General features: G+C 33.8%; 18 protein-coding genes and 1 pseudogene. 8 read left to right on the top strand and 11 right to left on the bottom strand.

Annotation, left to right across the window (positions count from 1 at the left end; genetic code table 11):
- Window positions 1–111: 111 nt before the first annotated feature.
- Together C1634_RS05150 and C1634_RS05155 are read left to right on the top strand one after the other, a co-directional pair.
- Window positions 112–411 (top strand): hypothetical protein, encoded by a 300-nt coding sequence (locus tag C1634_RS05150; RefSeq protein ID WP_103233824.1) that lies wholly within the window; start codon window positions 112–114, stop codon window positions 409–411.
- A 258-nt stretch (window positions 412–669) separates the two neighbouring features.
- Window positions 670–1,350, top strand: a complete 681-nt coding sequence (locus C1634_RS05155) for a MarR family winged helix-turn-helix transcriptional regulator (RefSeq protein ID WP_109737989.1) — start codon at window positions 670–672, stop codon at window positions 1,348–1,350.
- Window positions 1,351–1,545: 195 nt separating this feature from the next.
- Here the strand turns inward: C1634_RS05155 and C1634_RS26500 are convergent.
- From C1634_RS26500 to mnmE, 10 genes and pseudogenes are all read right to left on the bottom strand, one after another.
- Window positions 1,546–1,644 (bottom strand): annotated as a pseudogene (locus tag C1634_RS26500) (protease); the annotation flags it as partial.
- Window positions 1,645–1,864: 220 nt separating this feature from the next.
- Complete coding sequence (locus C1634_RS05165; protein ID WP_103233822.1) at window positions 1,865–2,914, bottom strand: restriction endonuclease; 1,050 nt, start codon at window positions 2,912–2,914, stop codon at window positions 1,865–1,867.
- A 14-nt stretch (window positions 2,915–2,928) separates the two neighbouring features.
- Complete coding sequence (locus tag C1634_RS05170) at window positions 2,929–4,788, bottom strand: Eco57I restriction-modification methylase domain-containing protein (RefSeq protein WP_103233821.1); 1,860 nt, start codon at window positions 4,786–4,788, stop codon at window positions 2,929–2,931.
- A 3-nt stretch (window positions 4,789–4,791) separates the two neighbouring features.
- Window positions 4,792–5,421 carry an HNH endonuclease gene (locus tag C1634_RS05175; RefSeq protein ID WP_165835260.1) on the bottom strand — a complete coding sequence of 210 codons (630 nt, stop codon included), beginning with the start codon at window positions 5,419–5,421 and terminating at the stop codon, window positions 4,792–4,794.
- The gene (locus tag C1634_RS05180; protein ID WP_165835261.1) at window positions 5,405–6,082 is read right to left on the bottom strand and encodes a response regulator; all 678 of its coding nucleotides are present in this window, start codon (window positions 6,080–6,082) and stop codon (window positions 5,405–5,407) included. The genes C1634_RS05175 and C1634_RS05180 overlap by 17 nt, the downstream gene beginning before the upstream one ends.
- 10 nt (window positions 6,083–6,092) lie before the next feature.
- Window positions 6,093–8,492, bottom strand: coding sequence for an ATP-binding protein (locus C1634_RS05185; RefSeq protein WP_109737990.1), 2,400 nt, complete (start codon window positions 8,490–8,492; stop codon window positions 6,093–6,095).
- On the bottom strand, window positions 8,485–8,685 hold the full coding sequence (locus C1634_RS05190) for a helix-turn-helix transcriptional regulator (protein WP_103233817.1): 201 nt from the start codon (window positions 8,683–8,685) through the stop codon (window positions 8,485–8,487). The genes C1634_RS05185 and C1634_RS05190 overlap by 8 nt, the downstream gene beginning before the upstream one ends.
- Before the next feature lie 215 nt (window positions 8,686–8,900).
- Window positions 8,901–10,022 (bottom strand): site-specific integrase, encoded by a 1,122-nt coding sequence (locus tag C1634_RS05195; protein WP_228409988.1) that lies wholly within the window; start codon window positions 10,020–10,022, stop codon window positions 8,901–8,903.
- 122 nt (window positions 10,023–10,144) lie between these two features.
- The gene (locus C1634_RS05200; RefSeq protein ID WP_103233815.1) at window positions 10,145–10,495 is read right to left on the bottom strand and encodes a helix-turn-helix domain-containing protein; all 351 of its coding nucleotides are present in this window, start codon (window positions 10,493–10,495) and stop codon (window positions 10,145–10,147) included.
- Between the two features lie 509 nt (window positions 10,496–11,004).
- Complete coding sequence (gene mnmE, locus C1634_RS05205; RefSeq protein ID WP_109737991.1) at window positions 11,005–12,390, bottom strand: tRNA uridine-5-carboxymethylaminomethyl(34) synthesis GTPase MnmE; 1,386 nt, start codon at window positions 12,388–12,390, stop codon at window positions 11,005–11,007.
- 498 nt (window positions 12,391–12,888) lie between these two features.
- Here mnmE and C1634_RS05210 point away from each other — a divergent pair, with 498 nt between their 5' ends.
- Both C1634_RS05210 and C1634_RS05215 read left to right on the top strand, forming a co-directional pair.
- A complete protein-coding gene (locus C1634_RS05210) occupies window positions 12,889–13,905 on the top strand; it encodes a hypothetical protein (RefSeq protein WP_123921382.1) in 1,017 nt (338 codons plus the stop codon).
- Between the two features lie 17 nt (window positions 13,906–13,922).
- On the top strand, window positions 13,923–14,438 hold the full coding sequence (locus C1634_RS05215) for a hypothetical protein (protein ID WP_103234179.1): 516 nt from the start codon (window positions 13,923–13,925) through the stop codon (window positions 14,436–14,438).
- Window positions 14,439–14,534: 96 nt separating this feature from the next.
- On the opposite strand, the gene C1634_RS05220 is transcribed toward C1634_RS05215, so the two are convergent.
- On the bottom strand, window positions 14,535–15,005 hold the full coding sequence (locus C1634_RS05220; protein WP_103234178.1) for an Lrp/AsnC family transcriptional regulator: 471 nt from the start codon (window positions 15,003–15,005) through the stop codon (window positions 14,535–14,537).
- A 144-nt stretch (window positions 15,006–15,149) separates the two neighbouring features.
- Here C1634_RS05220 and C1634_RS05225 point away from each other — a divergent pair, with 144 nt between their 5' ends.
- The 4 genes from C1634_RS05225 (at window position 15,150) to C1634_RS05240 (ending at window position 19,754) form a co-directional block, all read left to right on the top strand.
- A complete protein-coding gene (locus tag C1634_RS05225) occupies window positions 15,150–16,541 on the top strand; it encodes an MFS transporter (protein ID WP_109737993.1) in 1,392 nt (463 codons plus the stop codon).
- A 110-nt stretch (window positions 16,542–16,651) separates the two neighbouring features.
- Window positions 16,652–17,398 carry a metallophosphoesterase gene (locus C1634_RS05230; protein WP_103234177.1) on the top strand — a complete coding sequence of 249 codons (747 nt, stop codon included), beginning with the start codon at window positions 16,652–16,654 and terminating at the stop codon, window positions 17,396–17,398.
- A gap of 77 nt (window positions 17,399–17,475) precedes the next feature.
- Entirely contained in the window at window positions 17,476–18,390 is a 915-nt protein-coding gene (locus C1634_RS05235; protein WP_109737994.1) for a helix-turn-helix domain-containing protein, read from the top strand.
- Between the two features lie 218 nt (window positions 18,391–18,608).
- Window positions 18,609–19,754 (top strand): efflux RND transporter periplasmic adaptor subunit, encoded by a 1,146-nt coding sequence (locus C1634_RS05240; RefSeq protein WP_109737995.1) that lies wholly within the window; start codon window positions 18,609–18,611, stop codon window positions 19,752–19,754.

A 19,754-nucleotide genomic window follows, 5' to 3' on the forward strand; every position in this document is an offset into this window, starting at 1 on the left:
TAAACGGTACGGGGATAATTGTCAAATTATTTTAAGAATATTTTAACATAATAATTATTTTTTAGGCACAGACATTGTTTATTTATATACCAAATACTTAAATATTACATTATGAATAATTCAGATTACAACAAAGCGGAAAATACAGTTAACGAAACGGAAAACACTTTAAAGAATGCAGCCAATGATGCAAAATGGAAGGTGAGTGAATTAGCTGATAAAGCAAAAGATTATATCAATGAAAAAAGGAATAATGATCAGGAAGCTTCCCAGGAAGACTGGTTAGAAAGGGTAAAATCCAACATATCTGATGCATGGGAGGATATAAAAGATAAGGCAGATGATGCCTGGGAAAAAACTAAAGATGCTGCTGAAGATGTAAAAGCAGAGTGGAATAAAAAGACCAATTAATGGTAGTTTAATAATGAAAGGCCAGAACTTTTAAAGTTCTGGCCTTTTTTTATCAGAGATTATTTTAGTTTATTTATCATCTACTTTTTTAATTATTTACAATACATCTTATCCTTATTGTTTTTTGTTGAAAAGTAAACTCGATTATGAAATAAAGAATACTTAAATATTTGATTTTTAATATTTTATAATAGGTATCTGCTTGAGTACTTTATATTAATATAAAATAAGGTATATTTGTAAACTATTTTAAATGAAATGAATTTTACTCTTATCAAAGACTTTATGACGCTGCTTGAGCAATTTGAATCAGATATAGATTTGTATCCGAATTCTTATCCCGTCACTATTCAGGGGCTGAAAAGATGGATTTCAGATAAGGAAAATGTGGAACAGGCAGAGAATAGTGAAGAGCCGTATTGGGAAGGAAAAGAAAATGGAAGAACACCGGAAAGTGCAATAAGTACATTGCTTGTGCATCTTAACCGTTATGCGAAAACCTACTCAAAATCTGCAATTTCAGATTCTGAATTTTCTACTCAGGAAGATTTTATCTATTTGATCAACCTGAAGGCTTTCGGAGAGATGAGCAAGATGGCACTCATTAAGAAAAATATTCATGATAAACCGGTAGGTATGCTTATCATTGCAAGGCTGCTTCGTCAAGGGCTTATCGAACAGACAGATTCGGATTTAGATAAACGCAGTAAATTAATCCGTATTTCTGACCGAGGACTGCTGATTCTTGAAAAACAAATGGAGAAAATACGTCAGGCCACAAATATTGTTACAGGAAATCTCAACCACAATGAAAAAATGGATCTTATACGGATTCTTAATAAGCTGGACCGGTTTCATTATCCTATTTTTTCACGGAATATCCATGCTGATAATCTGATCAATATTGTATATGATGAATATGCATTTAAAGATGCTTAAAATTTATTTTGTTTACGGTATAGGCTGAAGTAATTTTATTCCAACCGACTTATAATTTTGCATTACTATATTAAACAGCAGCCTTAAAAAGGCTGCTACATATAAGTTATTTTTGATAAAGGATACTTTTAGAGTTCTTAGTGCTTCCCTTTATTTGTGTCTTTTACCGGTTTTGAATTAAAAGCGGGAAGGTCTTCAAAAAAAAAATTTAACAAAGAAAATCGCTTCTTCATTGGTTCTTAACTGATCAGGATTGTTGACACCTCCCAGTAGTACCAGTGTATCATAATCTGAAGCGTGTGCATTTCTAGTTTTTAATAATTTGTTCTATTTCCCAATACAAAACTTCGAAAAGCTTTACTATCAGTTATTTATCGCCATTGAGGGACAAATAAGGGGTAAATCTCCACAAACCAATAATAGCCACATCAAAGTTACGAATATTATGTAAACAAATAAATTAAGTAAATAAATTAATTCAATACACAGTCGTTTTCATCGATTTATTAATTATTTAGTCGAAATAGAGTCCAGTAACAAATACTTCTGGTCTCGTAGCTAATTTTATATCAAATGTATTTCTCTGCCACATTCTTGTCTCAAATTTATAATGCTTGTTCTTTGGAACATCATTTAATTGGTCGAATAAATCAGGTGTGAGGTCATTATTTGTAATTAACCAATAACCATCAGCTTGGTGTTCAACTGTCCTGTTGACCCAATCAGGAATTGTTTTTGGAGAAATACTTTTTTCTGAAAATTTACATTGTACTAACCATTTTTTTTCGAATGGATTGCCAAAAGTGTCAAAACTTTTTTCTACAACTAGAAAATCTCTCCCCCTATCTGAGGCATTAGTTTTTCCTATTGACTTAATATCAGTAAGATTTGGCTCTAAGGGCAATAATGTTTCCGTTAGTTTTTCAAAATAATCTCCTTTGTTGTCTTTTAATTTTGACCAATCAACTTTTTTAATCGCTTTAAATTCAAAAAAAGGTTTAGCCTCCTCCAATTTTGAAGTTAATACAGCACGTTCAATTTCCTGTGTTTCTGTTGTAAGCATACCAGAAATTAAGAACTTTGTTTGACCAGTGTCCAAAACTAAAAGTGTCCCGTCTTTATTAGTTAAGAACTTTTCAATTTTACAACTTACATACAAGTCCATCAACCGAACTAACTCTTTAATACTAAAATAAAGTTGAATATTGAAAGTGAAAATTTTGTCTCTGCTTTTTACAAGTAAATATTCATAGCCTTCATAAATATGGTCTATCAGAATAAGATTTTGTATTTGATTTGAAATTTTTTCAGGAATCAGTTGCAGGTTTGCAACATCACTAATAATAGCTCTTGTTCTATTATCATCAACAAAAAAACCTTGAACAACACTCGTTACTGTAGTGATTAAGCCGTTGTTACTCTTTGTATCTTGTTTTGAATATTCCTTATATCCATCAGTTAAAGCATATTCTAACAAAAGAGAGTATTCTGTTCTATTAAAAAAATCATCTTCACTCAGACTTTCGTACTTTTCTCTGTTGTGACTATGTATGTCTTCCTCCATTTCACATATTTAGATTATCTAGGAATTAATTCCTCGTTTAATTGCACATCATAATAATCTTCCAAGAAAGCATCAATAATATTTTGATTAGGTTCATTGATTAGAAAATCAATATCATCTTCAGTAAAATCAGGAATACCAAAATTCTTGATATAAGTTCCATTTAAAGAATAATATTCAGACGAATAGGGTTTGCTTGTCGTTTTGATATAATACCAAAATAAACGTGATTCTAAAATCTTTTTAATTAATAACATTTCATCTTCTGAATGCCCTATGATTGCCTGACCATTGTAAAACAATAAATCATCATCATTGCTGATTAAGTAACTTGGAATTTTGTCTGAAAACTTTGGAAAAAATAATTTATTACCAACCTTTTCTAAAGACTGAGTTCTTCCAAAAGCAAACCATTTTTCGTATTTACCTTTACCTTTATCTCTTCCTGCTAAAATTTTCTTTTTTACCTGCAGATACTCGAAAGCTCTTGGAAACTTTTCCCTCAAAAAATCTTCATCAAGTGCTTTTGGCTTTACCTCGTCATTGTATGGAAATAACACCTTTTCAACTACTGTATCAAAATTAATATCTCTACTTAATTTATTTGAGTTCAAAATATCTTTGCATATTCCTTTCTCAATTGGATATAGACTTCCATTTTGGAGATAAAAATAATCATCATCCTCAGCTACTGGTTTAAAAATGTAAATGTCATTTTTCAATGTAGCAATACCGTGTCTTGTTTTGTATTTTTCTCCGAAAGGCGTTCCTGTTGCTTCAATTCGGGAAATAATCACATTGTCGTTTAAATTCCAACCTTTTTTTGCATCAAGATTTTGATAGTTGATTCTACTGTATTGATTTCTATTGGTCGGTACTTCTTTTTGAGTCGATTTATAATATTCGATATAATTTTGTTGTGAATTTTCAAGAAAACAAATACAGGTGTAAGTGCTTTTAGATTTAAAAATCTGAAGTGTCCCAAAATCAATAATCCTTATAGTAGTTTTGTTTTCTTCAAAATAGTTCCTTAATGCTCTACCGTTTAGGCTTTTGAAAAAAGTATTCATTGTAATGTATCCAAGAATGCCTTTTTCTGCCAAGTTTTCGAAACCAATTTGAAAGAAAGGGATATAAAGGTCTGGATTTCCAGAAGAACATACAGCCCAATTTTTCAGATTCTCTTTTACTGTATCTTCCAAGTTTCTTGCACACACATAAGGCGGGTTTCCTACTATAATTTGAAATCCATTAAAATCAGCATAATGTTCATTCCAAATAAAAGTTAATGCATCTCCTTGATGTATATTAAAATGAAACTCTTCTACATCCTCTCCTTCAGATAATGCTAATAAACTTAGTAATAATTTACTACGTATCACCGAGTATACTTGAATATCTAAGCCGAAAATCTGATTTTGAAAAATATATTCGTAGCTATTGCCTGTTCTTCTTCTTAATTCTTTGGATGCAGTATATAAAAATCCCGAGCAACCACAAGCAATATCTGCTATTTTAGCATTTGCGATATTATAGCCTTCTCTTCGAAAAGCTTGCTCAATAATATATTCTCTAATGTTCGAAGGGGTATATATTGCTCCATTAATTATTCTATCTGAGGGAGAAATAACAAACTCAAATAGTTCAATGAGTTTTTCGATATCAAAAGTTTCTATTTCACTTCGTACAATCTCAATAAACTGTAACAGCTTTTTTCTTTTTGCTGATTTTCGCTTTGAGATTGAATAGCTTTTGAGAAACCTATTGCTTATTACCTGTAAATCATTGAGTTCAATAAAAGCAGACACAATGAGCTTATCCACTTCTTCTGGAATTGGAGAGTATGATTCAAGATATTTAAATATATTCTTCATTAATTACATTGTCTTGTAATATTCATCTAATTCATTACGGTAAAGACAATAATAATATGCGCTGTCTTTTGCTTGGGCTGTTATGTTATTGTATTCAACACTATTGATGTCATATTTATTTGCTTCTTCAACTAAAAACTCGAAAGCTTTCCTCAATTGATTTAGCTCCCATAATAGTTTAACACAATAGTCTCTTTCATCAAACTTAAAACCAATTTCAACCATCCATTTGCCTAAATCTGTTTTCCATCTAATACTACCTTTATTTGTTCTATATAGGTGGGTGTCGTAATCAATACTACAAGGATTCACAAATCCTTTATCATCAATAATTGGTATTGTTTCATCATTAGATGGCCATTTACTAAGTTTTACATTATTGCAAAACTTACAAGAGTATACCAAATTATCATATTGGCATAATCCTATATTTCCCGTTTTTACAAAAAGGGATTTTGGAACATAATGATCTACTTCAAACCAAGTATGACTAAATCCATCATAAGAACCACAATAAGCACAATGTTTATGAAAATCCTCTCTTAAATCAGGTTTGTGTTTTGACCAATTATTGCCAGTCGGATTTTTAGTAGGGTTTGGCCTTCTTTGTGGTAAATTATCCCTTACGTTCATCACTTCCTTTTTGTAATAATGATTTAATATAAGCTTCTGCATCCTGCCTTGCTTTAGCAATTTTATCTAAACTGTCAACTGACGTTAAGCTTTCTGGAACTTCTGAAATTCGTAATGTATCAAGACTTAAAAGCTCTCTTTGAGTTGACAATAACAAGTTTTTTTCTTCAGTACTCAATGTAACGTTTTGTTCTTTTTCTAATAATTCCGAGATAATATCTTTTCTTTTAGAAATATGACGTTTATATTGTTCAATACTTTTTGTAAGTGTATCAATAAAGCGTCTGGTCTGTGGATTTTCACTTTCATCATCGGATGGAAATACGACTTCCTTGTCAAAAATTATTTTTAAATCATCAACTTCGGGTTCTGCCTGGTCTGCTTTATTAGTGAAGATTATATGAGGAAACAAAGGCTTTTTCTCATAAATCTCACGCTCAACAGCATCACCATTGAAAGGAACGATATTGCTCTCATTCAGACGAAAGTCAATCATCAGTAAATCAATGTCTGAATTATACACTTGTTCCATTAATTCTTCAATTGTTATTCCTTTATGAAAATCATAGCCAACGACTTCAAAACCAAAGTCCCTAAGTTTTCTTCTATATAATTTGACTTGGTTTGTATCTTCGTCTATATATCCTATTTTATAATGCATGTCCATATTGTTATTTATTTATAAGTGAAAAAGTTATTTTCACAGCAAAACCATTCTGTGGCTCTAAGACTTCAATGTTTCCGTTATTATCATCAATAACAGACTTCACAAGATACATTCCTAACCCAGTTCCAATTTCATTTCCTTTTCTATCTCTTTTTGACGTTGTAAATGGCAAAAATATATCCTCTTTATTCTCAAATTCTTTATCTAATCCTTTTCCGTTATCAGAAAATATGATTTCAATTTGATTATTTACGATGCCTAAATCAATTTTGATATTTCTATCATCGACGGATGTACGTTGTTCAAATGAATCAATAGAGTTATTGATTAAGTTAGAAAAAATGGTGGTCATATCCATTTCAAAAGCTCTGAATTCATATTGTGATTCTTTAATATTATCATTTATCACAAAACTGACATCTTTTCTTTTGAATATTCTTTTCCAAGATTCCTGTAGTTGGGCAAAGAAAGCACTGAAATATAATTTAGTTCGAGTTCGTTTGTCCTTCTTTATGGCCGTAAGAGTGTAATCAACCCAATGCTTAATTTTATCCTTATCATCTTTTAGTAACTCAAAGATATCGACTACATCATTATACTCAACTGTTTTATGTTTGTCTTCCGGGATTAGTGCCAAAGCATATTTTTCTAACGTTTCAATTTCAGAAGCATTGTTGCTTACTTCTTTTAATTCGTGTGAAAAAGATGAAACAATTAAACCTAGACTTGCCAAAGATCTTACTTGAACGATTTCTTGATTTTCTTCATCTTTTTTATCTTCAATAATGGTTCTAACGGATTCTTTAAAAAACGCTTCTACACGTTCTTGCTCTGTATTTTCGTCTGGTGCTGGATTATTTTTTTGTTCTTCTATTATTCTTCTTGCAATTACTTCTGCCTGCCTTTGAATTTCTTCTTCTTGCTCTTTTTTCTTTTTTTGCTGGTTAAAAAGATAAATTGGGTTGAGAAGTCTTGAGCGATCAACTTCAAATTCATGTATGATGCCTATTATAATATTCTTAAATGTTTGAAATACTTCATTTTCTTGCAAACCTCCACGGTCCGATTTGTCTTCTAATAAGGGGTTTGCTTTTCTCGAAATAGTAATAATACCTGCTACATTTTCATTGTTAACCCGCCAGTCGCCAATTCTTTGACCTGCTCCTGCTGGACTTTTCGCCGCTCTAAATCCTAAACCTAACCAATCATTTTTAGGATCTCCATACGGACGAACACGAAAGGAATCTCTGTAAATTTTAATACCTCCAAATCTTTCTAATGTTGCTCTTCTTTCTTTAGAAATAATATTTTTATAGGGATAACCCTCTTTTTTGGAATTTGTAAGCTTTATGAAATTGAATGAAAATTGAAAGTCTCCAATACCTTTTAAAAATTCTTTTCTTGCTTCATTCAAATCCCAATTGAGCATCTTCCCAACACTTTTAGAATAAGTAAATATTCGCTCGTTAATGGTACTTATATCAAACGGAGAAGATAAGCTTTCAAACAGATGTTTATATTTTTTATTGAGCTGAGTAAGATCTAATTCGTTACGCTCCATAATAAAGTCAATTATCAACGATTCAGAATTATACTTTGCTATTATCTTATAATCAAAATCATTATAAAAGGCTGTATTAACAATTCCATATTTTAGAGGAACTTGGAAATGTTTGAAATAAACTTGAAATGGTATGTTTAACTCCTTTGGTGGTATAAGTGATTCAAGACTTTGAAAAACAACATCAATATCATCAGAATGCCATTCATCCTTTAAGTTACTAATTTTCAAAATAGTACCGTGTTTAAAATGGTATTGCTGAACATCTGTATAGTCATAATCAGGACCTAGTAGATCCTTTATTTTTTCCTCTAAATCTAATTGTTCAACTGTCAAATCTGCTTCTATTTCCGAAATTGTTTTTTCCAAATCGTCGAACTGATCCCAATTCATTTTCCAAAACAATCCTTCCCCATTTTCACTTTTTTTAGACAATGTCCACATTTCAGTCTGTATACCAAGCCTATCTAAAGCAAAACGTCCAATACCTTTGGCCCCGGTTTTTACTCTTTGATTATCAGATAAATGGAACTGCTCTTTATTACCTGTTCCTATCTGCATCCAATAGTCTTCAACAATTGTTTTCTCCATTCCTTCTCCATTGTCGATAATATATATTACGCTATTTTCTTTGTCAGGAACGGTATAAGAATCTCCATTTTCATCCTCTTTTTCTATAAGCGGTATATCAAAAATGACTACACAATATTCTGCATCCGCATCATAGGAATTTTTTACTAATTCCGTAATAGCACCTTCGGGGTTAGAGAAATTTTCTCTACCTAAAAGTTTACCTGCTCTTGCAGAAACTTTAAATGGTATTTTTATTGTGGTATTAGTCATTGAATAGGGATGTTAATCTTATATTTAGCTTTTCTGCAATTTGAACAAAAGTCTTAATAGGAGGCTGTACTTCATTTGTACACCATCTTGATATAGTTGCTTCATTTTTGCCTAATTGTTCCGCAAGCCATTTGCTACTCAAATTTTTCTCGGCAAGTACTACTTTCAATCTATTAATTGCTTTTTTGCTCATATAATTTGCATATTTTGTAAAGATATTGATTTTTTTAGTTTTCGTAACTTAATGTACAGCGATTTCTTATAGAGGTGACCTATTACACTATTTTATAGTGTAATAAAAAATAAATATCCAGACTTCCACAAAAAATCTCATATGCTAATAGATGAAAAAAATGCAACGAATTACATCAGTTTAAAATCTCTACATACTGGTGTCTCAAATATATTTTATTTAATTTTATTGTTTAAATCCAATTTAATTTTTTCTGAAGCCTCTTTTGTCAATTCATCTACAATCCTCACATAGACTTCCGTAGTTTTAACATCCTTATGTCCTAATAATTTTGAGACCGTATAGATATCCGTACCAGATGTCAGCTGTAATGTGGCGAATGTATGGCGAAAACCATGGAATGTAAAATGTTTCTTTATTCCAGCATTTTTAAGCCATTGGGGAAGATATTTGATCACAAGCTTGTATTCTAAGCCTTCGAAAATTTTTATGTCATCTTCTCCACGTGGTCCCAGCAGCGAAAGGGTGTCATCTGAAACCGGATAGTATTCTGCCTTGCCTGTCTTATTCTGCTTATATAATATGTAATAATTTCCTGTAGTACCCTGAATATTACTCCACATTAGATTTTCAATATCACAATAACGAAGTCCTGTTAATGCAGAAAACAGACCTGCTTTTTTGACTATTGGAGAGTTACATTCAGCGTCAACCATTTTTTGCAATTCATTTTTAAAAAGATAGGGCCGGTGCGAATCATCGACTTTAATATTATAAATAACGTTTCCCAGATCTGCTGAAATGAATTTATTTCTGTAGGCTTTTTTTAAAGTGGATTTGAACCTTGAGAAATAAGTTGCTGCAGTATTCTTTTGAATTTTTCTTTTTGAGCGTCCAATGGAAGGTGAAGATAAAAGGTAATTTTTATATCCTTCACAGATTGTTTCATTAAGATTTTTAAACAAAAATACCCCGCCTACGAATTTTTTAAAATAAGCAACAGCCATACTCCAGTGTATTGAGCCAGGTTTTTGGTCAGCTTCTGCCTGGAAAAACTCTATAAAATTAGAATTGAATTTTGTTTTATTTATAAAGCCATAGTCGGCATTCTGTAGATCAATTTGCCTTTGGAGACGTACATGCTCTGCTAAAGAAACTGTTTCTTTATTATGAAGTCTTTCAGCCTCAGATTTTGGCCTGTTGTAAACGAATAATTTAAGATAGAATTTTCTAAGTAGCTTGCCCGTTGTTTCACTTTGGACAGGGGGATGAACGTCTAAAAATAAGCTTTGTCTTTCTTTGCTTATGGGTTTAAAGCGTAACTTTACAATTGTCATGATTTTGGTATTAAGGATTAGATTATGGTTGGTATTGTCAAATTGACTCATAGCAAAAAGCTATTGAAGCCCTCTAAAATATTATCAAGCCAATTTTTTGTAATAGATGTTATTGATTGACTTTAATAAATTAGTGCTAGATCCTGTAATTTGATTCTTGTTTTTCTCACGGAGAGGTTAATGGCTTTTAAACGGCCAGTACTGATTAAGAAATACACCATTTTTGTACTGCATTTTAATATTGCGGAAGTTTCTCTAACGGTAAGGTATACCTGAGGGCCCATAGATTGGTATTTTAGTTCTTCAACATTGCGAACTGCATATCTGGCATAATCTATTTTTGTATTTCTTTGTTCGAGTTTATAAGCTTTTTTATTGCAGCTATGACTGCAATATCTGGTAACGGTTGTTTTGGCTATAAATTTTGTACCACAATATTGGCAGACTTTTTCAATTCTGATAGTTGAGGTCATGATCAGATTTCTTTAAATCAAGAAGAATGCTTTTTTAGACCAGAGGCTTCAATAATGACATTTGGGGTATCATTATACTCCTTTTATTCAGGATCAATACAATCTAAACTAATGCAAAATCTATCCCAAAGAATAGATTAATTTGAGAAAAATAATTAAACATTCTTTGCTCATTTCGATTGAAGGATTTTTAAATTAGACAGCAATTTTTACAAATCAATACGTTTGGATTTGAAAAATTAATGATTTCTCCAAATTAAGAGTATATAGAATACAATAGCCATCTTTAAAGATCATTTAATACTCATTAGAGTATATTAGACCATGAAATTCTATAACAATTCCATTTTCTTTTGCTCAAATTTTGTGCTTTAATGTCAAAGGGACAAGAAAAGGGACAAAAGTTTTAACATTAGAAACTTAAAATTTCCATAAGTTACATTAAATCAGCGTGTTATAAAAATAAAATCTAAATCAGTAACTTGCTGTATATCAATGGTTTGCAAATTCTATTTCCCGATACAAAACTTAGAAAAAATATTCCCCAGCACCTCATCATTGGTAACCTCACCGGAAATTTCGCCAAGATGTTCTAAAGCGTTTCTCAATTCATAAGCCAGCAATTCTGTGGAAATCTGGAAAGAAATAGCTTCTTTTACTTTATCTACAGCCTGTAAAGACTTTTGTAAAGCCTCGTAGTGACGTTGATTGGTTATGACCACATTGTTTTCGGAAGCTTTTAATTGCTCAACATAAGACGATAATTCATTTTTCAGATCCTGGATATTTTGATTTTCAACCGCTGAGATTTTAATAAAATCAAATTCGTTAGAGATCGCATTTCTGAAGATCGTTTCTACCGTTTCGTATTTTGTAGGAGTAACCTCATCAATTTTTGTAGCACAAATAATCAGTTTCAGATCTTCTCTCAACAGAGATTGGATCATTTCAATATCCTCTGAAAAATCTTCAGTAGCAGCATCAGCCAGATAAACAAGGATATTAGCATTTTCTACCTTTTCTTTGGCTTTTTTTACGCCGATAGCTTCTATTTCATCTACTGTGTCACGTAATCCTGCTGTATCAATCAAACGGAAAGCATGCCCTTTGATATGAAGAATTTCTTCAATGGTATCCCGGGTAGTTCCGGCAATATTACTTACAATAGCTCTTTCTTCCTTTAAAAGGGAATTCAGTAGAGTAGACTTTCCGGCATTTGGTTTTCCGATGATGGCGACTGCTGTTCCGTTTTTAATGGCATTTCCGTATTGGAAACTTTCAATAAGAGAATTTAATTTTAATTCAATTTTATCCAGTAGTCCGCTCAGAGCACTTCTGTCCGCGAATTCTACATCTTCTTCGGCAAAATCCAGCTCCAGTTCAATCAGGGAGACAAAATTCAGAAGATCAGTTCTTAATATAGAGATTTCATTAGTGATTCCCCCTTTCAATTGGTTGATGGCAACTTTTCTGGAAGCCTCATTCTCCGAAGCAATCACATCAGCAATAGCTTCTGCCTGAGAAAGGTCAATTCTTCCGTTGATAAAAGCACGAAGTGTAAATTCTCCTGCTTTGGCCATTCTTGCTCCATTTTTGGTCAGGGTTTCAAGAATACGTTTTCCAATATGCGGAGATCCGTGGAAAGCAATTTCCACAGAATTTTCAGTGGTGAAACTTTTCGGAGCCAGGAAGATTGAAAGCATTACTTCATCAATAGCTTCCTCCTCATCCATAAAATAACCGTAATGAATGGTATGGGACTTCTGTTTTTCCAGTTTTTTGGCCGGAAAACTTTTCTGAACTACAAACAAAGCTTCATTTCCTGAAACCCGGATGATGCCTAAAGCACCTATTCCATTGGCGGTAGCCAGCGCACATATCGTATCGTTATTCATGATGCAAATTTACGTTTTTTAATATAAATTTTCGCCGGAATCTGTTATTCAGATTATCTATTGTTTTATTCAGAAGGAAAATAAGGAAGGAGATAGTATGAGTAAAACTGATCGTCATTTTGATCATTCTGTGGTATAAATGAGGAGGCTGTATTTAAAAACACAGATTTTATTTATTAAACTATAATCTATTGATGTAAGAAAATACTATTTAAATTTTAAATAGTATAAAATAGTCTCTTCATTATAAGTGATTTATTAAAGGGTTAATATTTTGTAATACACTTCTTTGTATATGTTTCATCGCATTTGGAATACACATCCTAATAAAGTATTCTATGATTATCTAAAAATTAAACAAACGTTTGGTATGTTAATTGTTTAATAGTCCGTCGATGCTGATGAAAATTTAAATATTTTTCATTAAAATAATAATAATATGTTAAAATATTATAAATGTACATGAATAACTTGATTTTTTTTAATATTAATAAAAAAGTGATTTTTTTATTAATGCTTGCTTTCAATGCTGTAGCCTATGCTCAGTGTATTCCTTACACAGGGCAGGCGATGACAAATGGAAATACCTATTGTCTTAATGGTAGCCTCAGTGTAAGTACGAATATCAGTATCCCAAATGGGGCAACACTTATTATTCAGTCCGGACAGCTGCAGTCTAATAGTATCCAGGTAGATGGGATTTTGGAAATTGGGAGTGGAGCAAGTGTTCAGTCTACTGGGACCGTGAAGGTGGGGACTTTCGGATCTCAGAAAAATTCGAAAATTAAATTAGGAACCAAATCTTTTTTATCTCTTATAGGATCGGTTATTCAGGAAGATCCAACCTTTGGAGGTTTTTATCCTGGAACAACTTCTATCATTGAATTGGGAACCAATAGTGTTGTGGAAATATGCGGAACATTTACCCAACAGTCTACTACCTATCCATCAGTTGAATATATTGGAATTCCTACCGGAAAAGCTTACTATATTACAAAAGCAGACGTAAGTGGAGGTGGAGGGGCTTCTATCATTAGTGATGACAGTCAGATTGTTGTCATTGCCATGGGATCTGTAACAGGATTGGGAATGGGGAACTCCAGTTTCTGTGGACCTAATGCAACAAAAGCAATGTGCCCCAATATTTGGCCTGAAGGCCTGTCAGAAGATAAAGTAAGTTGTGGGAATGCTCCGGTTATTATTGATGATATTGACGGATTTTGTACCAAGCCGGGAGCTGCCGGAACCCCTCATGGGTATACCAAATTCGGGATTACCGTACAGCAAAAGAATACGGCATGGCCTGAAAATATACCTAATGGATTCTTAGCAATGGAATCGAAAAATAAAGGTTTTGTCATGACCAGAGTACAGCATGTAAGCCAGACTCCACAGCCTGATGATGCCATCGCCAATCCGAAAGAAGGAATGCTTTTATATGATATCCAGGATAAATGTGTGAAGCTTTATAACGGCACCGAATGGAAATGTCTACAAAGAAGCTGTAATGATTAATCTGAAGGATAAAGAATATGAAAAATATAAGAAATATAAGTATAGCAGCTGCCCTGATTGCTTTTAACTCAGTTTTTGCTCAGATAGCTATTGGTAAACAGACGATAGATGGAAACAGTACCGTATTGGACTTTGATAATGTGGCAGGAAATACAAAAGGTCTGATTCTTCCCGCAACATCCGGACTTCCTACAGGGACTTTGGTAAATGGAACACTGATCTTTGATGTTACAGATAATAAAGTAAAAGTCTACGAAAATGACACATGGAAATCTTGGTCCGATGCAGGTAATTCAAGTGCAGTTATCGTTAATAATTCTGCGGAATCAGGTAAAGGAGTTATTATGGGTGAGGCGGTAAGTTCTGCTGATGGGGTATTGGTCCTCGAATCTCAGGATAAAGCAATGATTCTTCCAAAAGTAGCAACACCGCATCTTAATGTAAAAAATCCCTATCCGGGTATGATTTGTTATGATACAACCAGCAAGACTCTGGCAATATTTGACGGATCAGTCTGGAACTACTGGAAATAAATACAGTCAGATTAATCCGGCTTAAAATAATAGAGAGAGGCTGTCTCAAAAGGTAAATAATTTGACTTTTGAGACAGTCTCTTTTTATTTCTTGGCTTAAACAATCTGGGCACTTTCCTTAATGCTGCTCATCACAAAAATACTCTTGGTCTGACCTATCCCCTCGATTTCTGATAATTTGTTCACGAAAAACTCGTGGAATTCATCCATGTTGGGAGCGAGAATTTTCAACATAAAATCAAAATCACCGCTGATATTATAGAATTCTACAACTTCCTTCAGTTTACTGACTTCTTCAATGAATTTTCCAGCCGTTTTTTTGTTATGAACATTCAGAGCGATCATACAAATGACCATCATTCCTTTGTTGACCTTTTTACGGTCTACAACAGCAGTGTATTCTTTAATGATTCCCTGTTTTTCCATACGTTTGATACGTTCGTGAGTAGGAGTGGGGCTCAGATTAATTCTTGCTGAAATGTCACGAACACTCATTTTCGCATCTTTCTGAAGAAGACGAAGGATAGATAAGTCTTTTTCGTCGGGAATATAATTTTCAGTTGCCATTTTGTTCTGTTTTTATAGATTGTTATTCAGTGTATCAGGTGTTTTGTTCTTTTATGTATGGTTTGATTTGAATATTGTTCCAAATTTAAGGTTAAATTTTTATATATGTTCTGTTAATTCTAATTTTGCAGGAAATTTGAATATATGGATACAAGGAAAAATGTAATATTAATTTTAGCATCGGTTGGGACGTTTGTAGAGGCTTTGGATATTGCCATTATTAATTTAACAATTCCTTCTATTCAGCAGCAGTTTCAGATTGGGGCAGAAACTGTTCAATGGCTGCAGACCCTATATGTTCTGTTCTTTGGAGGGTTTCTGATCATCGGAGGAAAGCTTTCAGATCAGATAGGAAGAAAGAAAATGTTCTTATGGGGAGCCCTGATTTTTATGCTGACTTCACTGGGAGCAGGATTATCGCAAAACTTTGAAGTATTGGCAATATTCCGGGCTTTACAAGGATTGGGAGCTGCATTGGTAATGCCATCAGCGTTATCCATCGTGACCAATACGTTCAGAGGCGAACAGGAAAGAAACCACGCTATCGGAATTTTCAGCTCATTTGCTGCTATTGGATCAGGAAGCGGGCTTTCGGTAGGAGGAATTATCAGTACTTACCTGAGCTGGCACTGGGTTTTCCTGATCAATGTTCCTATTCTTTTAATAACATTGGTGCTTTCTTACTACTATCTGCCCGCAGATGAGAAAAATGAAACCGCACAAAAAACAGATATGGTTTCCGGAATATTGATGGTGCTTGGGCTTTTAAGTCTTACTTACGGAACACACGAACTGGTACATATTAAAGAACAGCCTTTCCTGGTAATAGGTTCTTTAGTTCTGGCATTAGTGCTTCTTGTTATGGTTTATTACCGATTAAAATCCGTTGCTGAGCCTTTGGTAGACTTAAAATTGTTTAAGCATAGATCCCTGGTAGTTTCCAATGCCGTATTTTTTACATTGGGTGCGTTTTTTATCGGATTTTTATTCCTGATTTCATTAATGCTTCAGAAAGATATGGGGCATAGCGCTGCTTCAGCAGGATTGATGCTTGTTCCCTTCAGTATCATATCCGCCCTAACAGCTAAATTTATTCTCCCCCACGTATCAAAGCGTTTGAGCTCTTCTCAAATGGGAGTATTAGGATGGTTATTTATGTTGATGGGGGGATTATCCCTGTTGATCTCAGTTTACATAGGACATCCGCTAGCTGTAGTTTTGTTGGGTGCAGCATGTATCTCAGGTGTAGGAATGACGTTTTGTTTTACCGCCCTTTCAGTAATGGGAATTCAGGATGTTGAACCTGCACATTACGGATTGGCATCAAGTTTGAGCTCTACAAGTTACTTTCTGGGAGCAGGAATTGGACTGTCATTCATGACGTTAATGAGCCAGATCTTTCCTTCAGAATTATCGGTGGGAAGCCTTAACTTGATTATTTTGATCGGTTACGCTCTGTTAGCTCTCGGAATGTTATTCTATTTTATATTGAAAAGCTTAAAAGTGGAACAAGCAAAAGTAGCTGTTTCATCATAGACGGCCTTAAAAATATACAAACTATATGACGAAAGAATCGGTGCTTAGGTGTCGGTTCTTTTTTTGCCTTTTCACTTCCCTTCACTATCTTTGTTCTTTTACTATACATCATGAAAATACAGGTCATCAGCGATCTTCACCGGGAATTTGGAAGTACGGAATTATGTTTTGATCATTCGGATATTGTTGTGTTGGCAGGAGATATCAATTTGGGAACCAAAGGAATTGAATGGATTAAAAATGCAATTCCCAATAAGCCTGTAATTTATGTTTTGGGCAATCATGAATACTATAAAGGTTCCTATCCCAAAACACTGAACAAGATTAAAGATGCAGCGCTGGATTCCAATGTATTTGTCTTGGAGAATTCATTTGTAGATATTGATGGTATTCGTTTTCATGGTGCCACCTTATGGACGGATTTTTCCATCTTTGGGAATCCCGTTCAGTACGGAATGCTTTGCCAGCCGAAGATGAATGATTATAAAATGATCAGAAGAGATCCTTCCTATTCGAAAATGAGAACAATGGATACCTTTAAAATTCATCAGTTTTCAAAACAATGGCTGATAGAAAGTCTTGAAAATTCGAAAGGGCTTAACAATATAGTTGTTACCCATCATGCGCCCAGCATGCAATCTGTTCCGGAGCAATATAAAGAAGATCCATTGACTTCTGCCTATGCCTCTGATCTGGAAGATTTAATTACAGAATATAATCCGCTGTACTGGATTCATGGGCATATCCACACCCCGTGCAGATATAAGATCGGAGAAACAGAAGTTATCTGCAATCCTCACGGCTATATTGATGAAAAATACAATGGATACGATAAAGAATTGATTGTTATTGTTTAGCAAAGGGATGTATTCACTTGTTGGGCTTTTCAGTGTTTTCACCTTAATGATTATCTTCGTGTTTTAATTTTTTTCCAATGTCTAAAAAATCCCAGCCAAAACCTGATTTTGTTTCGCAATTAACTTTCGATGAAGTGCTGCAGCAGGTGGAATTTGATCTTCGGATCAAAGAATTTGTTGTCATGGAAATTGATAGGGCTAACTACGTCATAAAGCAGAATATCCCTTACCGTTCGGACTATTTCTGTATTTTTATGATACAGAAAGGGGGTGTTACCTTTAGATTGGATGATAAGAGTTATAAAGTTTCCAAAGGTGATATTGTCTTTTGCCCAATGTTAGAAACTTTTTGGTTGGATGAAATTGCTGAAGATTATGACGGCAAATACATATTCTTTTCGCTGGATTTTATTTCTGATGCAGGTTTTAACTATAAATCAAATAATGTTCTGAAAAGCCTGTCATCAGATCCTACACACATCATCAGAAATGAGCCGGATGTGTACAGGAAACTGAATTTCCATCTTGATGAGCTTAAGGCTTTGAATAATAAGGAAAAAGATAATTATTATTTTAATGAAATGATCTGGCACCATTTTTCCCTGGTAATCTACGAGATTGATAATTATTTTAAAAAGATAGAAAAGCCTCATTCGGTAACCAATAGAGAAGATGAGCTCACTACGAGTTTTTTTAAGCTGGTTCAGGATCATTTCAAAGAAGAACACAATGTTCAGTTCTATGCAGATAAGCTTTTTATCAGCCGTAAATACCTTACAAAAGTCATTAATAAAACCGTATTTAAATCTCCACGCGAGATTATTCATCAGGTTCTGGCGGTAGAAGCCCGATTACTGCTAAGGAATCCCAATTTGAATATTGGTGAAGTGGCGTCACAGTTGAAGTTTTCGGATCAGGCGTCTTTCAGTAAATTTTTTAAAAAACACGTAGGGAGATCTCCTTTGGAATACAGAAAGGATGATTTGTATTGATAATCAGTTATTTGTGGTTTTGAGACGTCTTTTTACCAAATTCAAGCTATAATATTGATTTAAAATACTGAATATTATCATTTATGTTGTCTATAAATGATATTTCTCATGTTTTTTAAAATAAGGAGTCTTTTTGACAAAACAAGGGGTTTTTTGAATAATCCTATTGAATTTTTTTCGTTCGATTTTTGTGCGGAAAATTTAAAAGGACTATTGTTATGCAAAGATTTTTTATTCAAAAATCGACTTTACTTTTCCTCACTTTGATCGTTTTATCAGGATGTAGGAAAAATAATCAAAACCAAGGATATCAGCAGCAGGCGCCGGAATTACCGGTTGCAAAAGTGACGCAGGGAGACGCTTCTGTTTCCAGAGAATATGCAGCATCTATCGAGGGTGTTTCCAATGTGGAAATCAGACCTCAGGTAACAGGATATTTAAGCAAAATTTATGTAGATGAAGGAGACTTTGTGAGAGCAGGCCAGCCTTTGTTCAAAATTGAAGATCAGGTCTTCCGCGAGCAGCTGAAAAGTGCTCAGGCTGCCTTGATTACCGCTCAGGCTAATCTTTCAACTTCTAAAATTGATCTGGACAGAAAAAAAGAACTGTTCAGAAACAAAATGGTTTCAGAAATTCAGGTGAAAGAAGCAGAAGCTGCTTATAATGGTGCAAGAGGAGCGGTAAGCCAATCTACTTCTACCATTGAATCTGCCAAAATCAATCTTAATTTCTCTACGATCAAAGCTCCTGTAAGCGGATTTATCGGAAGATTCAATTACCGTCTGGGGAGTTTGATGACTCCCGGTAATCAGGATCCTATTACTTTATTGTCAGACATTCATCAGGTATATACTTACTTCAGTTTGAGTGAAAATGATTTTAATAATTTCCAAAAGCAGTATGCAGGAAGCAGCATTGATGAGGTGATCAAAAATACTCCGGCAGTAACCCTGTTGCTTTCAGGCGGTGAAAAATACGCTGAGACGGGAAAGATTGATGCTGTGGAAGGACAGTTCAATAAAACGACAGGATCTATTACTTTAAGAGCGAAATTCAGCAATCCCAACAGTCTTTTAAGAAGTGGAAATACGGGTAAAATCGTATTGGATCAATTCTACAGTAATGTTGTTTTACTTCCGATTGCTTCTACCAGAACTATTCAGGATAAAGTGTTTGTATTTACCATTCAGGGTGGGAAAGCAGCAATGCTCCCAGTTGAAGTGAATGGAAAAGCCGGAGATAACTTCATTGTAGCCAAAGGACTGAAAGCAGGGGATGAATATATCACCAGCGGTTTTGACAGATTGCAGCCGGGAACTCCTGTCGTGGCACAAAAGAAAAATGCACAACAGAAAAAATCGTAA

Source organism: Chryseobacterium viscerum, assembly GCF_002899945.2.
GTDB lineage: Bacteria > Bacteroidota > Bacteroidia > Flavobacteriales > Weeksellaceae > Chryseobacterium > Chryseobacterium viscerum.

Bases quoted from the DNA above. Each gene is read 5' to 3' on its own strand.
- C1634_RS05200 (WP_103233815.1), bottom strand. From the start codon at position 10,495: ATGACCTCAACTATCAGAATTGAAAAAGTCTGCCAATATTGTGGTACA.
- mnmE (WP_109737991.1), bottom strand. From the start codon at position 12,390: ATGAATAACGATACGATATGTGCGCTGGCTACCGCCAATGGAATAGGT.
- C1634_RS05235 (WP_109737994.1), top strand. From the start codon at position 17,476: ATGTCTAAAAAATCCCAGCCAAAACCTGATTTTGTTTCGCAATTAACT.
- C1634_RS05225 (WP_109737993.1), top strand. From the start codon at position 15,150: ATGGATACAAGGAAAAATGTAATATTAATTTTAGCATCGGTTGGGACG.
- C1634_RS05170 (WP_103233821.1), bottom strand. From the start codon at position 4,788: ATGAAGAATATATTTAAATATCTTGAATCATACTCTCCAATTCCAGAA.
- C1634_RS05190 (WP_103233817.1), bottom strand. From the start codon at position 8,685: ATGAGCAAAAAAGCAATTAATAGATTGAAAGTAGTACTTGCCGAGAAA.
- C1634_RS05230 (WP_103234177.1), top strand. From the start codon at position 16,652: ATGAAAATACAGGTCATCAGCGATCTTCACCGGGAATTTGGAAGTACG.
- C1634_RS05165 (WP_103233822.1), bottom strand. From the start codon at position 2,914: ATGGAGGAAGACATACATAGTCACAACAGAGAAAAGTACGAAAGTCTG.
- C1634_RS05150 (WP_103233824.1), top strand. From the start codon at position 112: ATGAATAATTCAGATTACAACAAAGCGGAAAATACAGTTAACGAAACG.
- C1634_RS05215 (WP_103234179.1), top strand. From the start codon at position 13,923: ATGAAAAATATAAGAAATATAAGTATAGCAGCTGCCCTGATTGCTTTT.
- C1634_RS05175 (WP_165835260.1), bottom strand. From the start codon at position 5,421: ATGAACGTAAGGGATAATTTACCACAAAGAAGGCCAAACCCTACTAAA.
- C1634_RS05195 (WP_228409988.1), bottom strand. From the start codon at position 10,022: ATGACAATTGTAAAGTTACGCTTTAAACCCATAAGCAAAGAAAGACAA.
- C1634_RS05220 (WP_103234178.1), bottom strand. From the start codon at position 15,005: ATGGCAACTGAAAATTATATTCCCGACGAAAAAGACTTATCTATCCTT.
- C1634_RS05185 (WP_109737990.1), bottom strand. From the start codon at position 8,492: ATGACTAATACCACAATAAAAATACCATTTAAAGTTTCTGCAAGAGCA.
- C1634_RS05180 (WP_165835261.1), bottom strand. From the start codon at position 6,082: ATGCATTATAAAATAGGATATATAGACGAAGATACAAACCAAGTCAAA.
- C1634_RS05240 (WP_109737995.1), top strand. From the start codon at position 18,609: ATGCAAAGATTTTTTATTCAAAAATCGACTTTACTTTTCCTCACTTTG.
- C1634_RS05155 (WP_109737989.1), top strand. From the start codon at position 670: ATGAATTTTACTCTTATCAAAGACTTTATGACGCTGCTTGAGCAATTT.